The sequence below is a fragment of the Nitratireductor mangrovi genome (assembly GCF_007922615.2).
GTDB classification, from domain to species: domain Bacteria; phylum Pseudomonadota; class Alphaproteobacteria; order Rhizobiales; family Rhizobiaceae; genus Mangrovimarina; species Mangrovimarina mangrovi.
Genome location: NZ_CP042301.2, coordinates 1409549 through 1424391, shown reverse-complemented (window position 1 = coordinate 1424391; position 14843 = coordinate 1409549). Strand labels below are relative to the sequence as shown.

The window sequence follows — 14843 nt, the reverse complement described above, 5'->3', positions numbered from 1 at the left end:
ATGACCAAGGCCCGCCTCACCCATATCGGCGCCAGCGGCGAAGCGCATATGGTCGATGTCGGCGACAAGGCCGAGACCGAACGCGTCGCCGTCGCCGAAGGCGCGGTGACGATGGATGCGGCCACGCTGCGGACGATCCTCGCCGGCGACGCCAGGAAAGGCGACGTGCTCGGCACGGCGCGGCTTGCCGGCATCATGGCCGCCAAGAAGACCCACGAACTGATCCCGCTCTGCCACGCTCTGCTCCTGAGCAAGGTCTCCGTCGACATCGAGCCGGACGAGGCTTTGCCCGGACTGCGCGTCCGCGCCATGGCGAAACTCAAGGGCCGCACCGGCGTCGAGATGGAGGCGCTGACCGCGGTCGCCGTCGCCTGCCTGACGATCTATGACATGGCCAAGGCGATCGACCGCGGCATGGCCATCACAGGCGTCCGCCTCATCGAAAAGACCGGCGGCAAATCAGGCGACTGGCGCGTTCCGGACGACGGTCGATGAGCCTGCTTCCGGTTGAGATCGCGCTGGAACGGCTTCTTTCGGGCGCCAGCCGGCGACCCGCCGAGACGTTGGCGATCGCCGAATGTGCCGGCCGGGTGCTCGCTGCCCCCTTGATGGCCCTGCGCACGCAGCCTCCCTTCCCCGCCTCGGCAATGGACGGCTACGCCATCCGCGCCGCCGACGTCGAGACAGTGCCGGTCATGCTGACGGTGATCGGCCAGGCACCCGCCGGGCTGCCGTTTGACAGGGTGGTCGGACCTGGCGAAGCTGTGCGCATCTTCACTGGCGGCGTCGTGCCGGAGGGTTCCGACACGGTACTGATCCAGGAAAACACGCGCCCGATCAACGGACACACGGTCGAGGTTACCGAAACAGTCGTCCGCGGGAAAAACATCCGCCGCAAGGGGCTCGACTTCGAGGCCGGCGAGAGCCTGCTCGAGGCCGGCCGCGTCCTTGACGCCGCCGCGCTATCGCTGGCCGCGGCCGCCAATCATGCCCGACTCGACGTCGTCTCGCGGCCGCTTGTGGCGATCCTCGCCACTGGCAACGAACTGGTTCCGCCCGGCAGCGAAGTCGGCCCCGGCCAGATCGTCGCTTCCAACATGTATGGCGTGGCCGCGATCGCGCGGGAGGCCGGCGCCCGCGTGCTCGACCTCGGCATTGCCGCCGACCGCGACGAGGCGATCGAGGCCGCCCTTGCCCGCGCCGTCGATGCCGACGCCGACATCATCGTCACCATAGGCGGCGCCTCGGTGGGCGACCACGACCTTGTCCAGCAGGCGCTAAGGGCGCATGGCGCGGCGATCGATTTCTGGAAGATCGCCATGCGGCCCGGCAAGCCGCTGATGGCGGGCATGCTCGGCGGTCGCCACGTGCTCGGCCTGCCCGGCAACCCGGTCGCAAGCCTCGTCTGCTCGCACGTCTTCCTCAAACCGCTGATTGCCCGGCTCGCAGGCCGCCCGGCGCCCGACGGACCGGTCCCCGGTTTTATCGGCGCCGATCTTCCCGCCAACGATCTCAGGCAGGACTATCTGCGCGCCATCGCGGTGAGGGAAGGCGGCCGGCTCGTGGCGCGGCCCTCGCCGATCCAGGATTCCTCTATGCTCAGGGTGCTGGCCGACGCCAACGCCCTGATCGTCCGCCCGCCGCACGCGCCGGCGGCTCAGGCCGGCGCGCCCTCCGCGTTGCTGATGTTACGCTGAACAAAGCGTAAACGCATTCACTAAAATTTAAATGGTTGCGGAACAAGACTGGAACAGATAGTGTTTGTTCTGGTTTTGTTTATGAACGATTCCCTTGGGGGCCCGAATGCTGACGCGGAAGCAACACGAACTCCTGCTCTTCATTCATGAGCGTCTGAAGGAGACCGGCATTCCGCCCTCCTTCGACGAGATGAAGGAGGCGCTCGACCTTGCCTCCAAGTCCGGCATTCACCGGCTGATCACCGCTCTGGAGGAGCGCGGATTCATTCGCCGGTTGCCCAACCGCGCCAGGGCGCTCGAAGTGATACGGCTTCCCGATTCCATCGCGCCGGGACTTGGCGCGCCGCGCAAGTTCTCGCCAAGCGTGATCGAGGGTGGCAAGCCGAAACCCGCGGCCCCGCCGCCGTCGGGCAATGACGACGACGCGGCCTCGGTCTCGGTGCCGGTCATGGGGCGCATCGCCGCCGGCGTGCCGATCGACGCCATCCAGCATCAGACCCATTCGGTCGCCGTGCCGCCGGAAATGCTTTCCGGCGGCGAGCATTTCGCGCTCGAGGTCAAGGGCGATTCGATGATCGAAGCCGGCATTCTCGACGGCGATACGGTCATCATCCGCAGCATCGGCACCGCCAATCCCGGCGACATCGTCGTCGCCCTGGTCGACGATGAGGAGGCAACGTTGAAGCGCTTCCGCCGCAAGGGCGCCTCGATCGCGCTCGAGGCTGCCAACCCGGCCTACGAAACCCGCATCTTCGGGCCCGACCGGGTCAAGGTTCAGGGCCGGCTCGTCGGTCTCATCCGCCGCTACTGACCCGCTGGCTGCCGTCGCTCGTCAGTCCTCGCCCCTTCGGTAGGGCGGCAGGCCGCGCGCCTCGCGTGAGAAGCGCCGGTGGTCGTGCCATGGGCGAAACGGCTCCGAAATGGCGAATTCCGCGCTCGCTTGGTTCGTACCGGCGTCGAAGTGGACGGCCAAGCTGCCGCGCCGCGCCAGGTCGCGTGCCGTCACCACCAGCACCTTGCTGTCGCCGCACGGATCTTTTGCCGTCGCATCCTCGATAATGATGATTGCGGCTATCGCGCAGAACGGCGCAGCGGTCTCGGCAGTGGCGGACTGAACGATGACGGCCCCGCCGGCATGGCGCGCGATGCAGGTGTCGTCCGCGCAGATGAAAGCGTCGCCAGAACCATCTGCGGCTCCCAACAGCGAGGATGCTTCGGCATCCTTGGAGGTTTCGGGCTTCACCAGCCGCTCCGACGCCAGCGCCTTCTGCCAGATGCCGACCGTGAAGCCGTTGGGTCGCGACCTGCTGACCGCCAACCCGCCATCCGACCGCGCCAGGGCCAGCAGCTTGCCATCCTCAGAAACAAGCAGATCAGGATGCCGGCCCGCCAGCATCGCCGCCAGTCCGGCGACGGCCAATGGGACTGCGATCAAGCGCAGCCGCGTCGTGGCAACGGTGGCCACGATCAGGGCGGCCGTCAGCCACAGCAGAGCAGCCGGTGAGATCGCTCCAACTGCGTCGAACGGCGTGCGTTCGGCGACCCAGTCGGCTATCGCCACCATGGCCGATATCCCCTGCCCCATCACCCGCAATGCCGGCCCTTCGAGGCCCAGGGGCATCAGCACGCCCGCGATCACTGCGAACGGCATGACGATCAGCGAAACGACCGGCATCGCGGCAAGGTTGGCGATCAGCCCCAGCGGCGCCGCCCGGTGAAAATGCCAGACAGCAAAGAGCGTCGTGGCGCCACCGGCAATCAGGGACGTCATTGCCAGTCCGGTGGTGTAATAGGCCGCGCGGCTTGCAAGCCGGCGGACGAGGCCGGCTTCGGGCGACCAGTCGCGCCGGGGCGCGGCCGCCGCCCGCTCGGCCCAGGCGGCGTAAGCGGCAATCAGTGCCGCGGTGGCCGCGAACGACATCTGGAAGGAGGGACCAACCACCTCGTGCGGGGCGATCGCGATGATGATCATCGCTGCGATTGCCAGGTTGCGCATGGTGATCGCCCCCCGGTCGAAGAGCAGCGCGACCAGCATCACGGCGATCATGATGAAGCTGCGTTGCGCCGCGACTGCCGCTCCCGATACCAGGAGGTAGTAGCTGGCGGCGACCAGGGCCGCAGCGGCGGCGTATTTCTTTACCGGATGTCGCGAGGAAAACCCCGGCAACGCGGCAAACAGCGCCCTCAGCGCCAGCATCACCGTCCCCGCAACCAGCGCCATGTGCAGTCCCGAGATCGACAGCACGTGGGCCAAGCCCGCCTTGCGCAACGCCTCGTTGGTCTCTTCCGGAATGCCGGCGCGGACACCCGCAATGAGGGCGGCCGCGACCTCGCCGGCCGCGCCGTCGAGATGGCGGCGGATGCGCGCCGCGATGGCCTCGCGCATATTGGCAACCCGGGCCGCCCAGTGGCGGCGAACATTGCTGTCCGGCGCCGCCTCGATGCGCCGCGGATCGCCGAGGAAAAAGCCGGTCGCGCCGATCCCGGCCATATAACTTTCGAAAGCGAAATCGTAGCCATGGGGGCGCACCGGCCCCGATGGCGGGAACAGCCTGACGACGCCTTCGATCCTGTCGCCGGCCGCCACGCCGGGATCGTTTCGCGCTGATGCACGGATACGGTCGGGCGCGTAGCGCAGGAGTGGGCGCCGCGTCGCCTCGACGTCGACCGTGAGCCGCGTGCGCCCGCTCGCCTGGTGTTCGACCGCAACGACGCGGCCGGTCAGCACCGTCGACACGGAGGAGCCGAGCATCGCGGTGCCGGCGCGCCAGGCCTCGATCTTGCCAGCCGCCAGCCCGAGGCAGACGACGAGGAGCGCCGTACAGAGGAATGCCAGATGGCGTTTCGCAGCCAAAGCCTGGCGTAGCGCGACGACGGCGAGCATCAGCCCGGAGACAAAGGGCCAGCCCGGTTCCACCGGGAGGGCAAAATAGGTTGCCGCGCCTGCCCCGAGGCAGACCGGCAGCAGCAGGAACGGTGTCCCGCGCGCTTGTTCCAGTTCCAGAGCCGCGGGGATGCCCGCCGCAACGTGCGCCGGCCAGGCTGAGAGCCGGACGGCAAGCGTTCTCTGCGACCGCAGGGGCATGCCATCGGCGCGCACCGGCAACCCGGCTTGCGGCGCGTCGCCGGCTTCAACGCCGATCCGGCTGCGACTGTCGCTGGCGAGGACCATCCCTGCCCGCCTCCCGCAACACCCCTTCTTGCACCCCGAGCCACCTATGCTACATGAACGCCAGCCAAAATCACCCGTACGCACCTCCGGTAACGTTCGGCGCAGCGAATTCCTGGACATTCTCATGAGCAAGACCGTCGTCACGCGCTTTGCGCCCTCGCCAACCGGCTATTTGCACATTGGCGGCGCACGCACGGCGTTGTTCAACTGGCTCTACGCGCGGCACACCGGCGGCAAGATGCTGCTGCGCATCGAGGACACCGACCGCGAACGCTCGACCGATGCGGCGACCGCGGCGATCCTCGACGGCCTGGCATGGCTCGGGCTGCAATGGGATGGCGAGCCGGTATCGCAGGCCGGCCGGATCGGCCGCCACCGCGAAATCGCCGAGGAGCTGGTGCGCCGTGGCGAGGCCTATCATTGCTATGCCAGCCAGGCCGAACTGGAGGAAATGCGCGAAACGGCCCGTGCTGAAGGGCGCCCGCCGCGCTATGACGGGCGCTGGCGCGATCGCGACCCCTCGGACGCTCCGGCAGGTGTCAAGCCAGTCGTGCGCATCAAGGCGCCGCGCGAGGGCGAAACCGTCGTGGCCGATCGCGTTCAGGGAGAGGTGCGCTTCCCCAACAAGGACCTCGACGATTTCATCATCCTGCGCTCTGACGGCAATCCGACCTATATGCTCGCGGTCGTCGTCGACGATCACGATATGGGCGTCACCCACATCATCCGCGGCGACGACCACCTGACCAATGGCGCCCGCCAGACCATCATCTATCAGGCCATGGGCTGGGACGTCCCGGTGATGGCGCACATCCCGCTGATTCACGGGCCGGACGGCGCCAAGCTCTCCAAGCGCCATGGCGCGCTCGGCGTCGAGGCCTACCGCGCCATGGGCTACCTGCCGGTTGCCTTGCGCAACTACCTGGCCCGGCTCGGCTGGAGCCATGGCGACGACGAGATCATGTCGACCAAAGACATGATCGCATGGTTCGAGATCGAGGACATCAACAAGGGTGCTGCGCGCTTCGATTTCCAGAAGCTCGAAGCCGTCAACGGTGTCCACATCCGTGGCATGCCCGATGCCGAACTGCTCGATATCTTGGTCGCTACGCTACCGTATCTCGAAGGCGGAGAGGCCATCGCCGCCGCGCTGGACAATGGCAAGCAGGCCAGTCTGCTGGCAGCCATGCCCGGGCTGAAAGAGCGCGCCAAGACGCTTGTCGAATTGATCAACAATGCCGCCTATCTCTTTGTAAAAAGGCCTCTTTTGCCAGACGACAAGGCTGCCGAGATCATCGCCAAATCGCACGAGGTGTTGGAGGGCGCGAGGCGGTCACTGGAAGCGGTGAGCGGCGACTGGAGCGCGGAGACGACCGAAGCGGCGGTCCGCGCCTATGTCGCCGATTCAGGCGTCAAGCTTGGCGCCGTGGCCCAGCCGCTGCGCGCCGCGCTCACCGGCCGCACCGTCTCGCCCGGCGTGTTCGACGTCCTGGCCGTGCTCGGACGCGAGGAGAGCCTTGGGCGCATCGCCGACGCGCTCGACCGCTAGTTTCGGCGTCTTGCGTTTCAGGCCGATGGTGCCGGTGTTGCATCGCAGCATTAGGCTTTCGGTCAGCTTGGCACGGTGGCGGAAATAGGATAGCTAGAGCGCACTTTTCACGCCGCGATGTCCGTCGCGGAGCTGTTCCCGTTTGGCTGGCCATTTCAGACGAAGGAGTTCGCCCATGACTGATTCCACCGCAAAGCTCGAGATCGGCGGTAAGGAAATGGAGCTCAATGTCCGGCCAGGCTCGGTGGGCCCCAGCGTTGTCGACATCGCCGCGCTCTACAAGGAAACCGGGATGTTCACCTACGATCCCGGCTTCACCTCGACCGCGAGCTGCGAATCCAAGATCACCTATATCGACGGCGACGAGGGCGTGCTGCTGCATCGCGGCTATCCGATCGACCAGCTCGCCGAACATGGCGACTTTCTCGAGGTCTGCTACCTGCTGCTTTACGGCGAATTGCCGACCAAGGTGCAGAAAGAGGATTTCGACTACCGCGTCACGCGGCACACGATGCTGCACGAGCAAATGTCGCGCTTCTTCACCGGTTTCCGCCGCGACGCGCACCCGATGGCCGTGATGTGCGGCGTGGTCGGCGCGCTGTCAGCCTTCTACCATGACTCGACCGACATCTCGGACCCGCATCAGCGCATGGTCGCGTCGATGCGCATGATCGCCAAGATGCCGACGATCGCGGCGATGGCCTACAAATACCATATCGGCCAGCCGTTCATTTATCCGAAGAACGAGCTCTCCTACGCGGCCAACTTCCTGCATATGTGCTTCGCGGTCCCCTGCGAGGACTACAAGGCCAACCCGGTGCTGGCGCGCGCCATGGACCGTATCTTCATTCTCCACGCCGACCACGAGCAGAACGCCTCGACATCGACGGTGCGGCTGGCCGGCTCCTCGGGGGCCAATCCGTTCGCCTGCATCGCCGCCGGCATTGCTTGCCTGTGGGGTCCGGCGCATGGCGGCGCCAACGAAGCCGCGCTCAACATGCTGGCCGAAATCGGCACTGTGGACCGCATTCCCGAATTCATCGAACGCGCCAAGGACAAGAACGATCCGTTCCGCCTGATGGGCTTCGGCCACCGTGTCTACAAGAACTACGATCCGCGCGCCAAGATCATGCAGCGTACCACGCACGAGGTGCTGGCCGAACTCGGCGTCAAGGATGACCCGCTGCTCGAGGTCGCCATGGAGCTCGAAAAGATCGCGCTCACCGACGAGTATTTCATCGAAAAGAAGCTCTATCCGAACATCGACTTCTATTCCGGCATCACGCTGAAGGCGATGGGCTTCCCGACGACCATGTTCACCGTGCTGTTCGCCCTGGCGCGCACGGTCGGCTGGATCGCGCAGTGGAAGGAAATGATCGAGGATCCCCACCAGAAGATCGGCCGGCCGCGCCAGCTCTATACCGGCGAGCAGTCGCGCGACTACGTGCCGATCGCCAAGCGCTAGACCCCTCAGCCGGTTTTTCTCAGACGGCGCCGCGTGGCGCCGTTTTCGTTTTGGCAATAACCGCTTGCACCGCGTCCGCGCCGATCGCACCCGCCGGGCGCTCTGTCGCCATGCGGTCGCGCACGCGCGCGAAGCCTTCAAGCTGTCCCCGCCGTTCCGGCGTCTCGGCGATGAGGCGCTCTAGCTGGCGCGCGATCAGCCGCGGCCGTACGAAATAGTCGTAATATTCGGGCACGACCGGGTAGTCGGCAATCAGGTTCGGCAGCGATGCCGACCAGGTCGTGATCAGCGGATAAAGGGCCTTGCCGACCGTGTCGGCCTTGTAGCAGGCGACAAGAGGCACGCCCGCGAGCGCCAGTTCGAGTGAGACAGTGCCCGAAGCCGCAAGCGCGGCGTCGGCCTCGCCGAAGGCCCGGTATTTGGCCTCGCTGCCGAGGATCAGTTCAGGCCGGTTGCGCCAGTTGGCGATGGCCGCCTCGACCAGCGGCCGCACATGCGCCACTGTAGGTAGCAGCAGGCGCAGAGCCTGCCCCCTGTTTTCGAGTTCTTCAACGGTTTCGCGAAACGGCCCGATCAGCCGGCGCACTTCGCTGCGCCGCGAACCGGGAAGCACAAGCAAGGTGGCCGTTTCGCCCGTCGCTTTCGGAGCGCGCTGCGCCTGCCGGGCTGCGGCGGCGATCAGCATGGGGTCGTGCGCCAGCCGATGCCCGACATAGGTTGCCGGCGGCCCTTTCAGGCGCGCAAGGGCGTCGGCCTCGAAGGGCAGCAAGCACAGCACATGGTCGACATAGGCCGCCATCCTCACCGCACGCTGCGGCCGCCATGCCCAAACGCTTGGGCACACATAGTGGATGATCGGGATTTCAGGCGCGAGCGCCCGCACTTTCCGCGCCACGCGCAGGCTGAAATCCGGGCTGTCGATGGTAATCAGGCAGTCGGGCCGCGTCTCGGCGATGGTCCGCGCCGTGGACCCTATCTTGCGCACGAGGCTCGGTAGGCGGGCCAGAACCGCTGACAGGCCCATGAGGGCGATCTCGGTCGGATCGAAAAGCGAATTCAGTCCGAGTTGAGCGAGATGCGGGCCGCCGACGCCCGTCAGGCGGAGCGATCGTCCGGCCCGCCGCGCCAGTTCGCTGACAAGATCCGCGCCGAGCAGGTCGCCGGATTCCTCCCCGGCAACCACTGCCACATGGAGCGACTCTTCACCGCTCATCGCGGCTCGCCCCGTACGCCGACGACAAACATGCCGAGCCGATCAGCCGCTTCGATAACGCCGGGCTGATCGAGAACGAGCGAACGGCCTGCCTCCACGGCGACGCCGCCAAGCCCAGCCCGATGCGCCGTGACAATCGTATTCGGCCCGATCGTCGGCAGGTCGGCGCGCAGCTCTTGCGTGGGCTTGGCGCATTTGGCGAGCACCCCGCCGGAACGTGCGGCAAGGCGACCGTGGGTCCGCAACTCGCGCGTCCGTTCCAGGAGCCCGTCGGTACCTTCGATGCCTTCGAGCGCGATCACCCGCCCGCCGATGGACACCGCCGCTTGTCCGATGTCGAGCGCCCCGATGGCGCGGGCAGCCGCCATCGCGGCGTCGATGTCGCGCTGCGCGGCTTTCGACGGCTTCTTGCGGGACAGCGCGCCCTCCGCCGCCAGCAGGTCCGGCATCAACTGATGTGCGCCGACGACGGCGAAGCCGCGCGATTCAAGAAAACCCACGATCGTATGGAGGAGCACGTCGTCGCCTTGCGCCAGCGCGGCCACCACGCGCGGCAACAGCCGAACGAGATCGAACGTCAATTTCAGAGAGGCAAACGCCGGACGGCGCTCGATGCCGCCGGCTAGGACGACATGCGTGGCCTCGTTCTTCTTCAGAACCGCAACGAGCTGCGAGAATTCCTCCAGCTCCAGCACGTGGTGATCGTAGGTGAAGAGCGGCGAGCTTGGCGACACCTCGCCTCCGGCAATGACGATAAAGGGGGCCTGGCCTGCCTCGCTCAGTCGCTGTGCCAGATCAACGGGAAGCAGCCCGCCACCGGCAATGATCGCCACGCGGTCGCCGGCCCCCAAGGCGAGGCGAATGTCCGCCTCAATCGCGCTCATCGTCGGTATCGGCAGCCGAACCCGCCAATGGCGGAACGCAGAAATAGCGTCTGTCGCGCCCTTCCATGAAGGCAATGATCTCCATCACGGCGGGTGTGTCGGCATATGCCTCGCGCGCGATGGACAGGTTCTCGCTGAGCGGTCGGGCTGGGTCGAATATCGTCCGGTAGGCTTCGCGCATGCGCAGAACCTGCGCCCGCGGTATACCTGAGCGGCGCATGCCGACGATATTGAAGCCGCGCAGCTTGGCGCGGTTGCCGACCGCCATGCCGTAAGGGATCACGTCGCCGACGATGGCGGAGCAGCCTGCAGCGAAGGCGCGCGAACCAATGCGGACGAACTGATGGACCGCGGTCATGCCGCCGATGATGGCATGGTCGCCGACCTCGCAGAAACCGCCAATCGTTGCGCCATGCGTCAGCGTGACGTGGTCGCCGACGATGCAGTCATGCGCGACATGCGAATAGCCGAGAAAGAAGCCGTTGTTGCCAACCACGGTCTCCCGGCGGCCATGGTCGGTGCCCACATGCATGGTCGCGAACTCGCGAATGATGTTGTCACGGCCGATCTTCAGGGTCGTGTGACCGCCTTTGTGCTTGGCGTCCTGCGGGTCGCCGCCAAGCGCGACGTGGGAATGCACGACGGTCCCAGAGCCGATTTCAGTGGCGCCGACGACGGAGACATGGCTGTGAAGCTCGACGCCGTCATGCAGGCGCACTTGCGGACCGACGAAACAGAAAGGGCCGATACGAACGCCCTGCCCGATTTCGGCGCCGCGCTCGATGACCGCGCTCGGGTGGATCGACGATCCGCTCTCGTCGTTCACGCGGGGCTGGTTCAACTGTTTTCCTTGGGCGTCATCATCGCCGATATGTCCGCCTCCGCAACCTTGTTGTCGCCGACGTGGGCTTCACAGGCGAACTTGAAGATACCGCCGCGCTGCTTCTGCTTGACGACGGAGATGCGGAGTTGGTCTCCCGGCAGCACGGGCTTGCGAAACTTCGCACTGTCGATGGTCATGAAATAGACCAGCGCCGGCATTCCACTGCCCGAACTCCTGACGCAAATGGCTCCCGCCGTCTGCGCCATGGCCTCGACGATGAGCACGCCCGGCATGACCGGCTGATCGGGAAAATGGCCTTGAAAATGGGGCTCGTTGATCGTGACGTTCTTGATGCCCACAGCGGAATTGTTGCCGTCGATCTCCTCGATCCTGTCAACCAGCAGGAAGGGATAGCGATGCGGCAGGAACCGCATGAGTTCCATGATGTCGAGCGTGTCGAGAGCCGATTTCGCCTGAGCCTCAGACATCGCCTTTTCCCTTTCGCCTGTTCTGGCCGGCCAGCTTGCGAAGCGCACTCACCTCGCGGAAGAAGTTGGTCACCGGTTGAGCCGGCGCGCCGGCCCATTTCTGACCTGCCGGAATGTCATGCATCACTCCGGCGGCAGCCGCAATATGTACCCCGTCTCCTATCGTGACATGGTCTGAGATGCCCACCCGACCGCCGAGCAGGACATAGTCGCCGATCGTCACTGAACCGGAAATGCCGGAATGGGCGGCAATCGCGCAATGGCGGCCAATGCGCACGTTGTGGCCGACCTGCACCAGATTGTCGATCTTGGTGCCCTGCCCGATGATGGTGTCGCCAAGCGCACCGCGGTCGACCGTCGAGTTGGCACCGATCTCGACGTCATCCTGTAGAACGACGCGACCGATCTGCGGGATTTTCTTCAACCCTTGCGCCGAAGGCAGGAAGCCGAACCCTTCCTGGCCGATGCGCGCTCCAGCGTGGATGACGACGCGGTCGCCGAGCAGTGCCGCCATGACGGTCGCGCCGGGGCCGATATAGCTGTCGCGGCCGATCTGGCATTCGGGCCCGATGATCGCGCCGGGCGCAATCACGGTCCCGCGGCCGATACCCGCCCCGGCACCGATCACGGCACCGCCCTCGACGATCGCCCCCGGCTCGATGACGGCACCATCGGCGACCGTCGCCAGCGGCGACACGCCGGCCTCCGCGGTGAAAGCTGTCGGACGCGCCGCCGTCGGGTACATCAACGCCGCAATGCGTGCGAAATCGAAGCCCGGCCGGCGCGAAACGAGCGCAGCGACGCCAGCGGGCACCAGATCCAACATTTTTTGAGGGCAAAGGATGGCCGCAGCGTCGAGGTCGCCGAGCTGTTCGGCAAAACTCTGGCGTTCGACGAAGACGAGGCTGCCCGACCCGCCTTCCCCTATCGAGGAAATCCGCTCGATCGTCACGCCGGCAAGCGCGGGGTTGGCCAGTTCGGCGCCTGTCAGCTCTGCCAGTTCCCCGGCCGAATACGAACGCGACGGCACGAAGAACTTGGGGTCTGCCATGTCACGTCCGAAGCCTCGGAATGCGGGCCGGCCATCCTGCCAGCCCGCGCGGGCGCATCTTAGAAGCGGGTGGAAACGCCGAAGTTGAAGTGCTGGATCTCGTCGGTCGGTTCCTTGAGCACCGGTATGGCGTAGTCGATGCGGATCGGACCGAAGGGTGACGACCACAGGATCGAGGCGCCGATCGACGCACGCCACTGCATGCCGGTCGTGGCAGGATTCACGTCGGCAAGCGAGTTGGCGTACAGCGTTGCCGCGTCGACAAAGAGAGCACCCTTGAGCCCGAGGCTGTGCGGTACCACCGGCAGCGGAAACTGCGCCTCCGCCGAGGCGTGGAAATAGGTCCGGCCGCCGAGATGATCGGTAGGCGATGTGAGCGACACCGGTCCTATGCCGCTTCCCTCGAAGCCGCGGATGATGCGATCACTGTTCTGGAAATGATCAAACAGGCGCAAGGTCTGGCCGGTCGGGATGATGTGCCCGGCACCGGCGACCAGAACGCCGACGACGTCCTGCTCGTCGAGCAAGGTGTGGTAATAGGTTCCGCGACCGGTCAGCTTGACGTATTTGGCGTCGCCGCCAATGCCGGCATATTCGACCGAGAAGGTCGAGTAGACACCTTCGCGCGGATTCTTCAGGTCGTCGATCGTGTTGTAGAGCAACGTGCCGGAAACCGCCGACTTCTTCCACGGGCTCTGGCCGACCGCCGTGACGATAGCCGGAGACACCAGGCAACCCGGGTCGGGAATTCCGTCCGCGTTCGCGTCACAGGCTGACGTCAGGTCGTATTCTTCGGTCGAGTAGGTATAGGCGAGTTGGCCGGTCAACGCCTCTGTGATGGGCAAACCGAAGCGCACGGTCGCGCCGGTCTGCGCCGAGGTGTAGTTGTCGAACGAGCGCGACTGACGGAAAATATCAAAACCGGCCGCAATCCGTCGCCCGAGGAAATAGGGTTCGGTGAACGAGATCGAGTAGTCCCGCGATCCCTTGCCGCCGCCTGCCGAGACCTTGATGAACTGGCCGCGACCGAGGAAATTGCGCTCGGCAACCGAACCCTCGACGCTGACGCCGCTGCGGCCGCTGGCCGAATTGCCGGTGGAATAGCCGGCACCGATCGAGAACTCGCCGGTCGACTTCTCGACAACATCGACAACCAGATACACCTGATCCGGCTGCGAGCCGGGCACGGTCGAGATGTTCACCGACGTGAAGTAGTCGAGCCGTTCCAGCCGACGCTTGGCGCGCTGCACCAGCACCTGATTGAAGGCGTCTCCCTCCGTGATATCGAATTCACGGCGGATCACGTAGTCGCGCGTGCGGTCGTTGCCGCGAATCTCGATGCGCTCGATGTAGGTGCGCGGCCCCTGGTCGATGGAATAAACGACGGAGATCGTGCGGGTCTCGAAATTGCGGTCGCCACGCGGCGTAACCTGCGCAAAGGCATAGCCGAGACCGACAGCGCGCTCGGTCAGCGCGATGATCGTGTCCTCGACATCCTTGGCGCTGTAGACATCGCCCGAGCGAGTTTCCAGCAGCGAGTTGAGCGTGCTGGCGTCCATGCCGTCCAGCGTGCTTTCGACCTGAACGTCACCAAAGGTGTAGCGGTCACCTTCCTCGACGGTGATGTTGACCGTGTATTCGTTGTTGGTCTCGTCGAGTTCGGCCGATGCCGAGATCACGCGGAAATCGGCATAGCCTCGATTGTAGTAGAAGCGGCGCAGCGCTTCTTCGTCGGCGCGCAGCCGGTTCTCGTCATAGACGTCGTCACGGAACAGGAATGAAAGCAGCGACGAACGCTTGGTCGAAATGACGTCCTGCAGCCGGCGATCGGAATAGGCGTTGTTGCCGATGAAATTGACTGACGCGATCTTGGTTCGGCCGCCTTCGGTGATCTCGAAGACAACGTTCACGCGGCCTTCGCCCAGATCGATCGTGCGCCCGTTGACGATCGCGTCCTCGCGGCCGATTCGCGCATAGGCTTCGCGGATGATCTCGATGTCGGCCTGCATCGCGGCCTCCGAGAAGGGTCCGCGCGGCTGAAGCTGAACGGAGCGCGCGAGCGCGTCGTCCTTGAGCTTGCTGTTGCCCTGAAAGATCACCTGGTTGACGATCGCGTATTCGTCGACCTCGACGACAAGCGTGGAACCGGCGAAATTGATGCGCACATCGGCGAACAGCCCGGTGCCGAACAGGCGCTTCACGGCCTCATCGATGTCGGCGCCAGAATAGTTCTGACCGCGACGGACGTTGAGATAGCTCTCGATTGTGGCGTCGTCGACGCGGCGGTTGCCACGAACGTCGATGTTGCGCACGACCGCAGCCTCGGCCGCGACAACCGCGGCCAGCTGAACGGTGATCGATCCCGAAACAATCAAGCCGGCTGATAGCGCGGCTGCGGACGCGGCGCCCAAAAATTTTCTATATGCCTTCATCGGGCGAAATTACCTTGTTCTCGTAGTCCCCACGGCGAGAAACCGGATATGCGAAATCGTGTCCGATAC

12 protein-coding genes are annotated in these 14843 nt (G+C 65.4%); 5 read left to right on the top strand and 7 right to left on the bottom strand.

Annotated features, from left to right (window positions below; translation table 11 throughout):
- The 3 genes from moaC (at window position 1) to lexA (ending at window position 2508) form a co-directional block, all read left to right on the top strand.
- Window positions 1-495, top strand: coding sequence for a cyclic pyranopterin monophosphate synthase MoaC (gene moaC, locus FQ775_RS06990; RefSeq protein WP_146301096.1), 495 nt, complete (start codon window positions 1-3; stop codon window positions 493-495).
- On the top strand, window positions 492-1697 hold the full coding sequence (locus FQ775_RS06985) for a molybdopterin molybdotransferase MoeA (RefSeq protein WP_146301097.1): 1206 nt from the start codon (window positions 492-494) through the stop codon (window positions 1695-1697). Before moaC ends, FQ775_RS06985 begins: the two co-directional genes overlap by 4 nt.
- A gap of 106 nt (window positions 1698-1803) precedes the next feature.
- On the top strand, window positions 1804-2508 hold the full coding sequence (gene lexA / locus FQ775_RS06980; RefSeq protein ID WP_146301098.1) for a transcriptional repressor LexA: 705 nt from the start codon (window positions 1804-1806) through the stop codon (window positions 2506-2508).
- A gap of 21 nt (window positions 2509-2529) precedes the next feature.
- On the opposite strand, the gene FQ775_RS06975 is transcribed toward lexA, so the two are convergent.
- Window positions 2530-5013: a ComEC/Rec2 family competence protein gene (locus tag FQ775_RS06975; protein ID WP_246730289.1), complete on the bottom strand. Its 2484-nt coding sequence runs from the start codon at window positions 5011-5013 to the stop codon at window positions 2530-2532.
- On the opposite strand from FQ775_RS06975, the gene gltX reads away from it, so the two are divergent.
- Together gltX and gltA are read left to right on the top strand one after the other, a co-directional pair.
- Window positions 4994-6418: a glutamate--tRNA ligase gene (gltX, locus tag FQ775_RS06970; protein WP_146301099.1), complete on the top strand. Its 1425-nt coding sequence runs from the start codon at window positions 4994-4996 to the stop codon at window positions 6416-6418. The two genes, FQ775_RS06975 and gltX, sit on opposite strands and share 20 nt — an antisense overlap.
- Window positions 6419-6593: 175 nt before the next feature.
- A complete protein-coding gene (gene gltA / locus FQ775_RS06965) occupies window positions 6594-7883 on the top strand; it encodes a citrate synthase (protein ID WP_146301100.1) in 1290 nt (429 codons plus the stop codon).
- A 19-nt stretch (window positions 7884-7902) separates the two neighbouring features.
- Here the strand turns inward: gltA and lpxB are convergent, their stop codons facing one another.
- The 6 genes from lpxB to bamA are packed head-to-tail and all read right to left on the bottom strand — an operon-like array spanning window position 7903 to window position 14774.
- Window positions 7903-9096, bottom strand: a complete 1194-nt coding sequence (lpxB, locus tag FQ775_RS06960; protein WP_146301101.1) for a lipid-A-disaccharide synthase — start codon at window positions 9094-9096, stop codon at window positions 7903-7905.
- Complete coding sequence (locus FQ775_RS06955) at window positions 9093-9980, bottom strand: LpxI family protein (protein WP_146301102.1); 888 nt, start codon at window positions 9978-9980, stop codon at window positions 9093-9095. Before FQ775_RS06955 ends, lpxB begins: the two co-directional genes overlap by 4 nt.
- Window positions 9967-10821, bottom strand: a complete 855-nt coding sequence (gene lpxA / locus FQ775_RS06950; RefSeq protein ID WP_246730288.1) for an acyl-ACP--UDP-N-acetylglucosamine O-acyltransferase — start codon at window positions 10819-10821, stop codon at window positions 9967-9969. The genes FQ775_RS06955 and lpxA overlap by 14 nt, the downstream gene beginning before the upstream one ends.
- Entirely contained in the window at window positions 10818-11291 is a 474-nt protein-coding gene (gene fabZ / locus FQ775_RS06945) for a 3-hydroxyacyl-ACP dehydratase FabZ (protein ID WP_146301103.1), read from the bottom strand. The genes lpxA and fabZ overlap by 4 nt, the downstream gene beginning before the upstream one ends.
- On the bottom strand, window positions 11284-12342 hold the full coding sequence (gene lpxD, locus FQ775_RS06940; RefSeq protein WP_146301104.1) for a UDP-3-O-(3-hydroxymyristoyl)glucosamine N-acyltransferase: 1059 nt from the start codon (window positions 12340-12342) through the stop codon (window positions 11284-11286). The genes fabZ and lpxD overlap by 8 nt, the downstream gene beginning before the upstream one ends.
- Window positions 12343-12401: 59 nt before the next feature.
- Window positions 12402-14774 carry an outer membrane protein assembly factor BamA gene (bamA, locus tag FQ775_RS06935; protein WP_146301105.1) on the bottom strand — a complete coding sequence of 791 codons (2373 nt, stop codon included), beginning with the start codon at window positions 14772-14774 and terminating at the stop codon, window positions 12402-12404.
- Window positions 14775-14843: the final 69 nt, after the last annotated feature.

Excerpts from the sequence above, each read along its gene's own strand:
- bamA (WP_146301105.1), bottom strand. The coding sequence starts at position 14,774 with ATGAAGGCATATAGAAAATTTTTGGGCGCCGCGTCCGCAGCCGCGCTA.
- lpxD (WP_146301104.1), bottom strand. The coding sequence starts at position 12,342 with ATGGCAGACCCCAAGTTCTTCGTGCCGTCGCGTTCGTATTCGGCCGGG.
- lexA (WP_146301098.1), top strand. The coding sequence starts at position 1,804 with ATGCTGACGCGGAAGCAACACGAACTCCTGCTCTTCATTCATGAGCGT.
- FQ775_RS06985 (WP_146301097.1), top strand. The coding sequence starts at position 492 with ATGAGCCTGCTTCCGGTTGAGATCGCGCTGGAACGGCTTCTTTCGGGC.
- lpxB (WP_146301101.1), bottom strand. The coding sequence starts at position 9,096 with ATGAGCGGTGAAGAGTCGCTCCATGTGGCAGTGGTTGCCGGGGAGGAA.
- moaC (WP_146301096.1), top strand. The coding sequence starts at position 1 with ATGACCAAGGCCCGCCTCACCCATATCGGCGCCAGCGGCGAAGCGCAT.
- fabZ (WP_146301103.1), bottom strand. The coding sequence starts at position 11,291 with ATGTCTGAGGCTCAGGCGAAATCGGCTCTCGACACGCTCGACATCATG.
- gltA (WP_146301100.1), top strand. The coding sequence starts at position 6,594 with ATGACTGATTCCACCGCAAAGCTCGAGATCGGCGGTAAGGAAATGGAG.
- FQ775_RS06955 (WP_146301102.1), bottom strand. The coding sequence starts at position 9,980 with ATGAGCGCGATTGAGGCGGACATTCGCCTCGCCTTGGGGGCCGGCGAC.
- gltX (WP_146301099.1), top strand. The coding sequence starts at position 4,994 with ATGAGCAAGACCGTCGTCACGCGCTTTGCGCCCTCGCCAACCGGCTAT.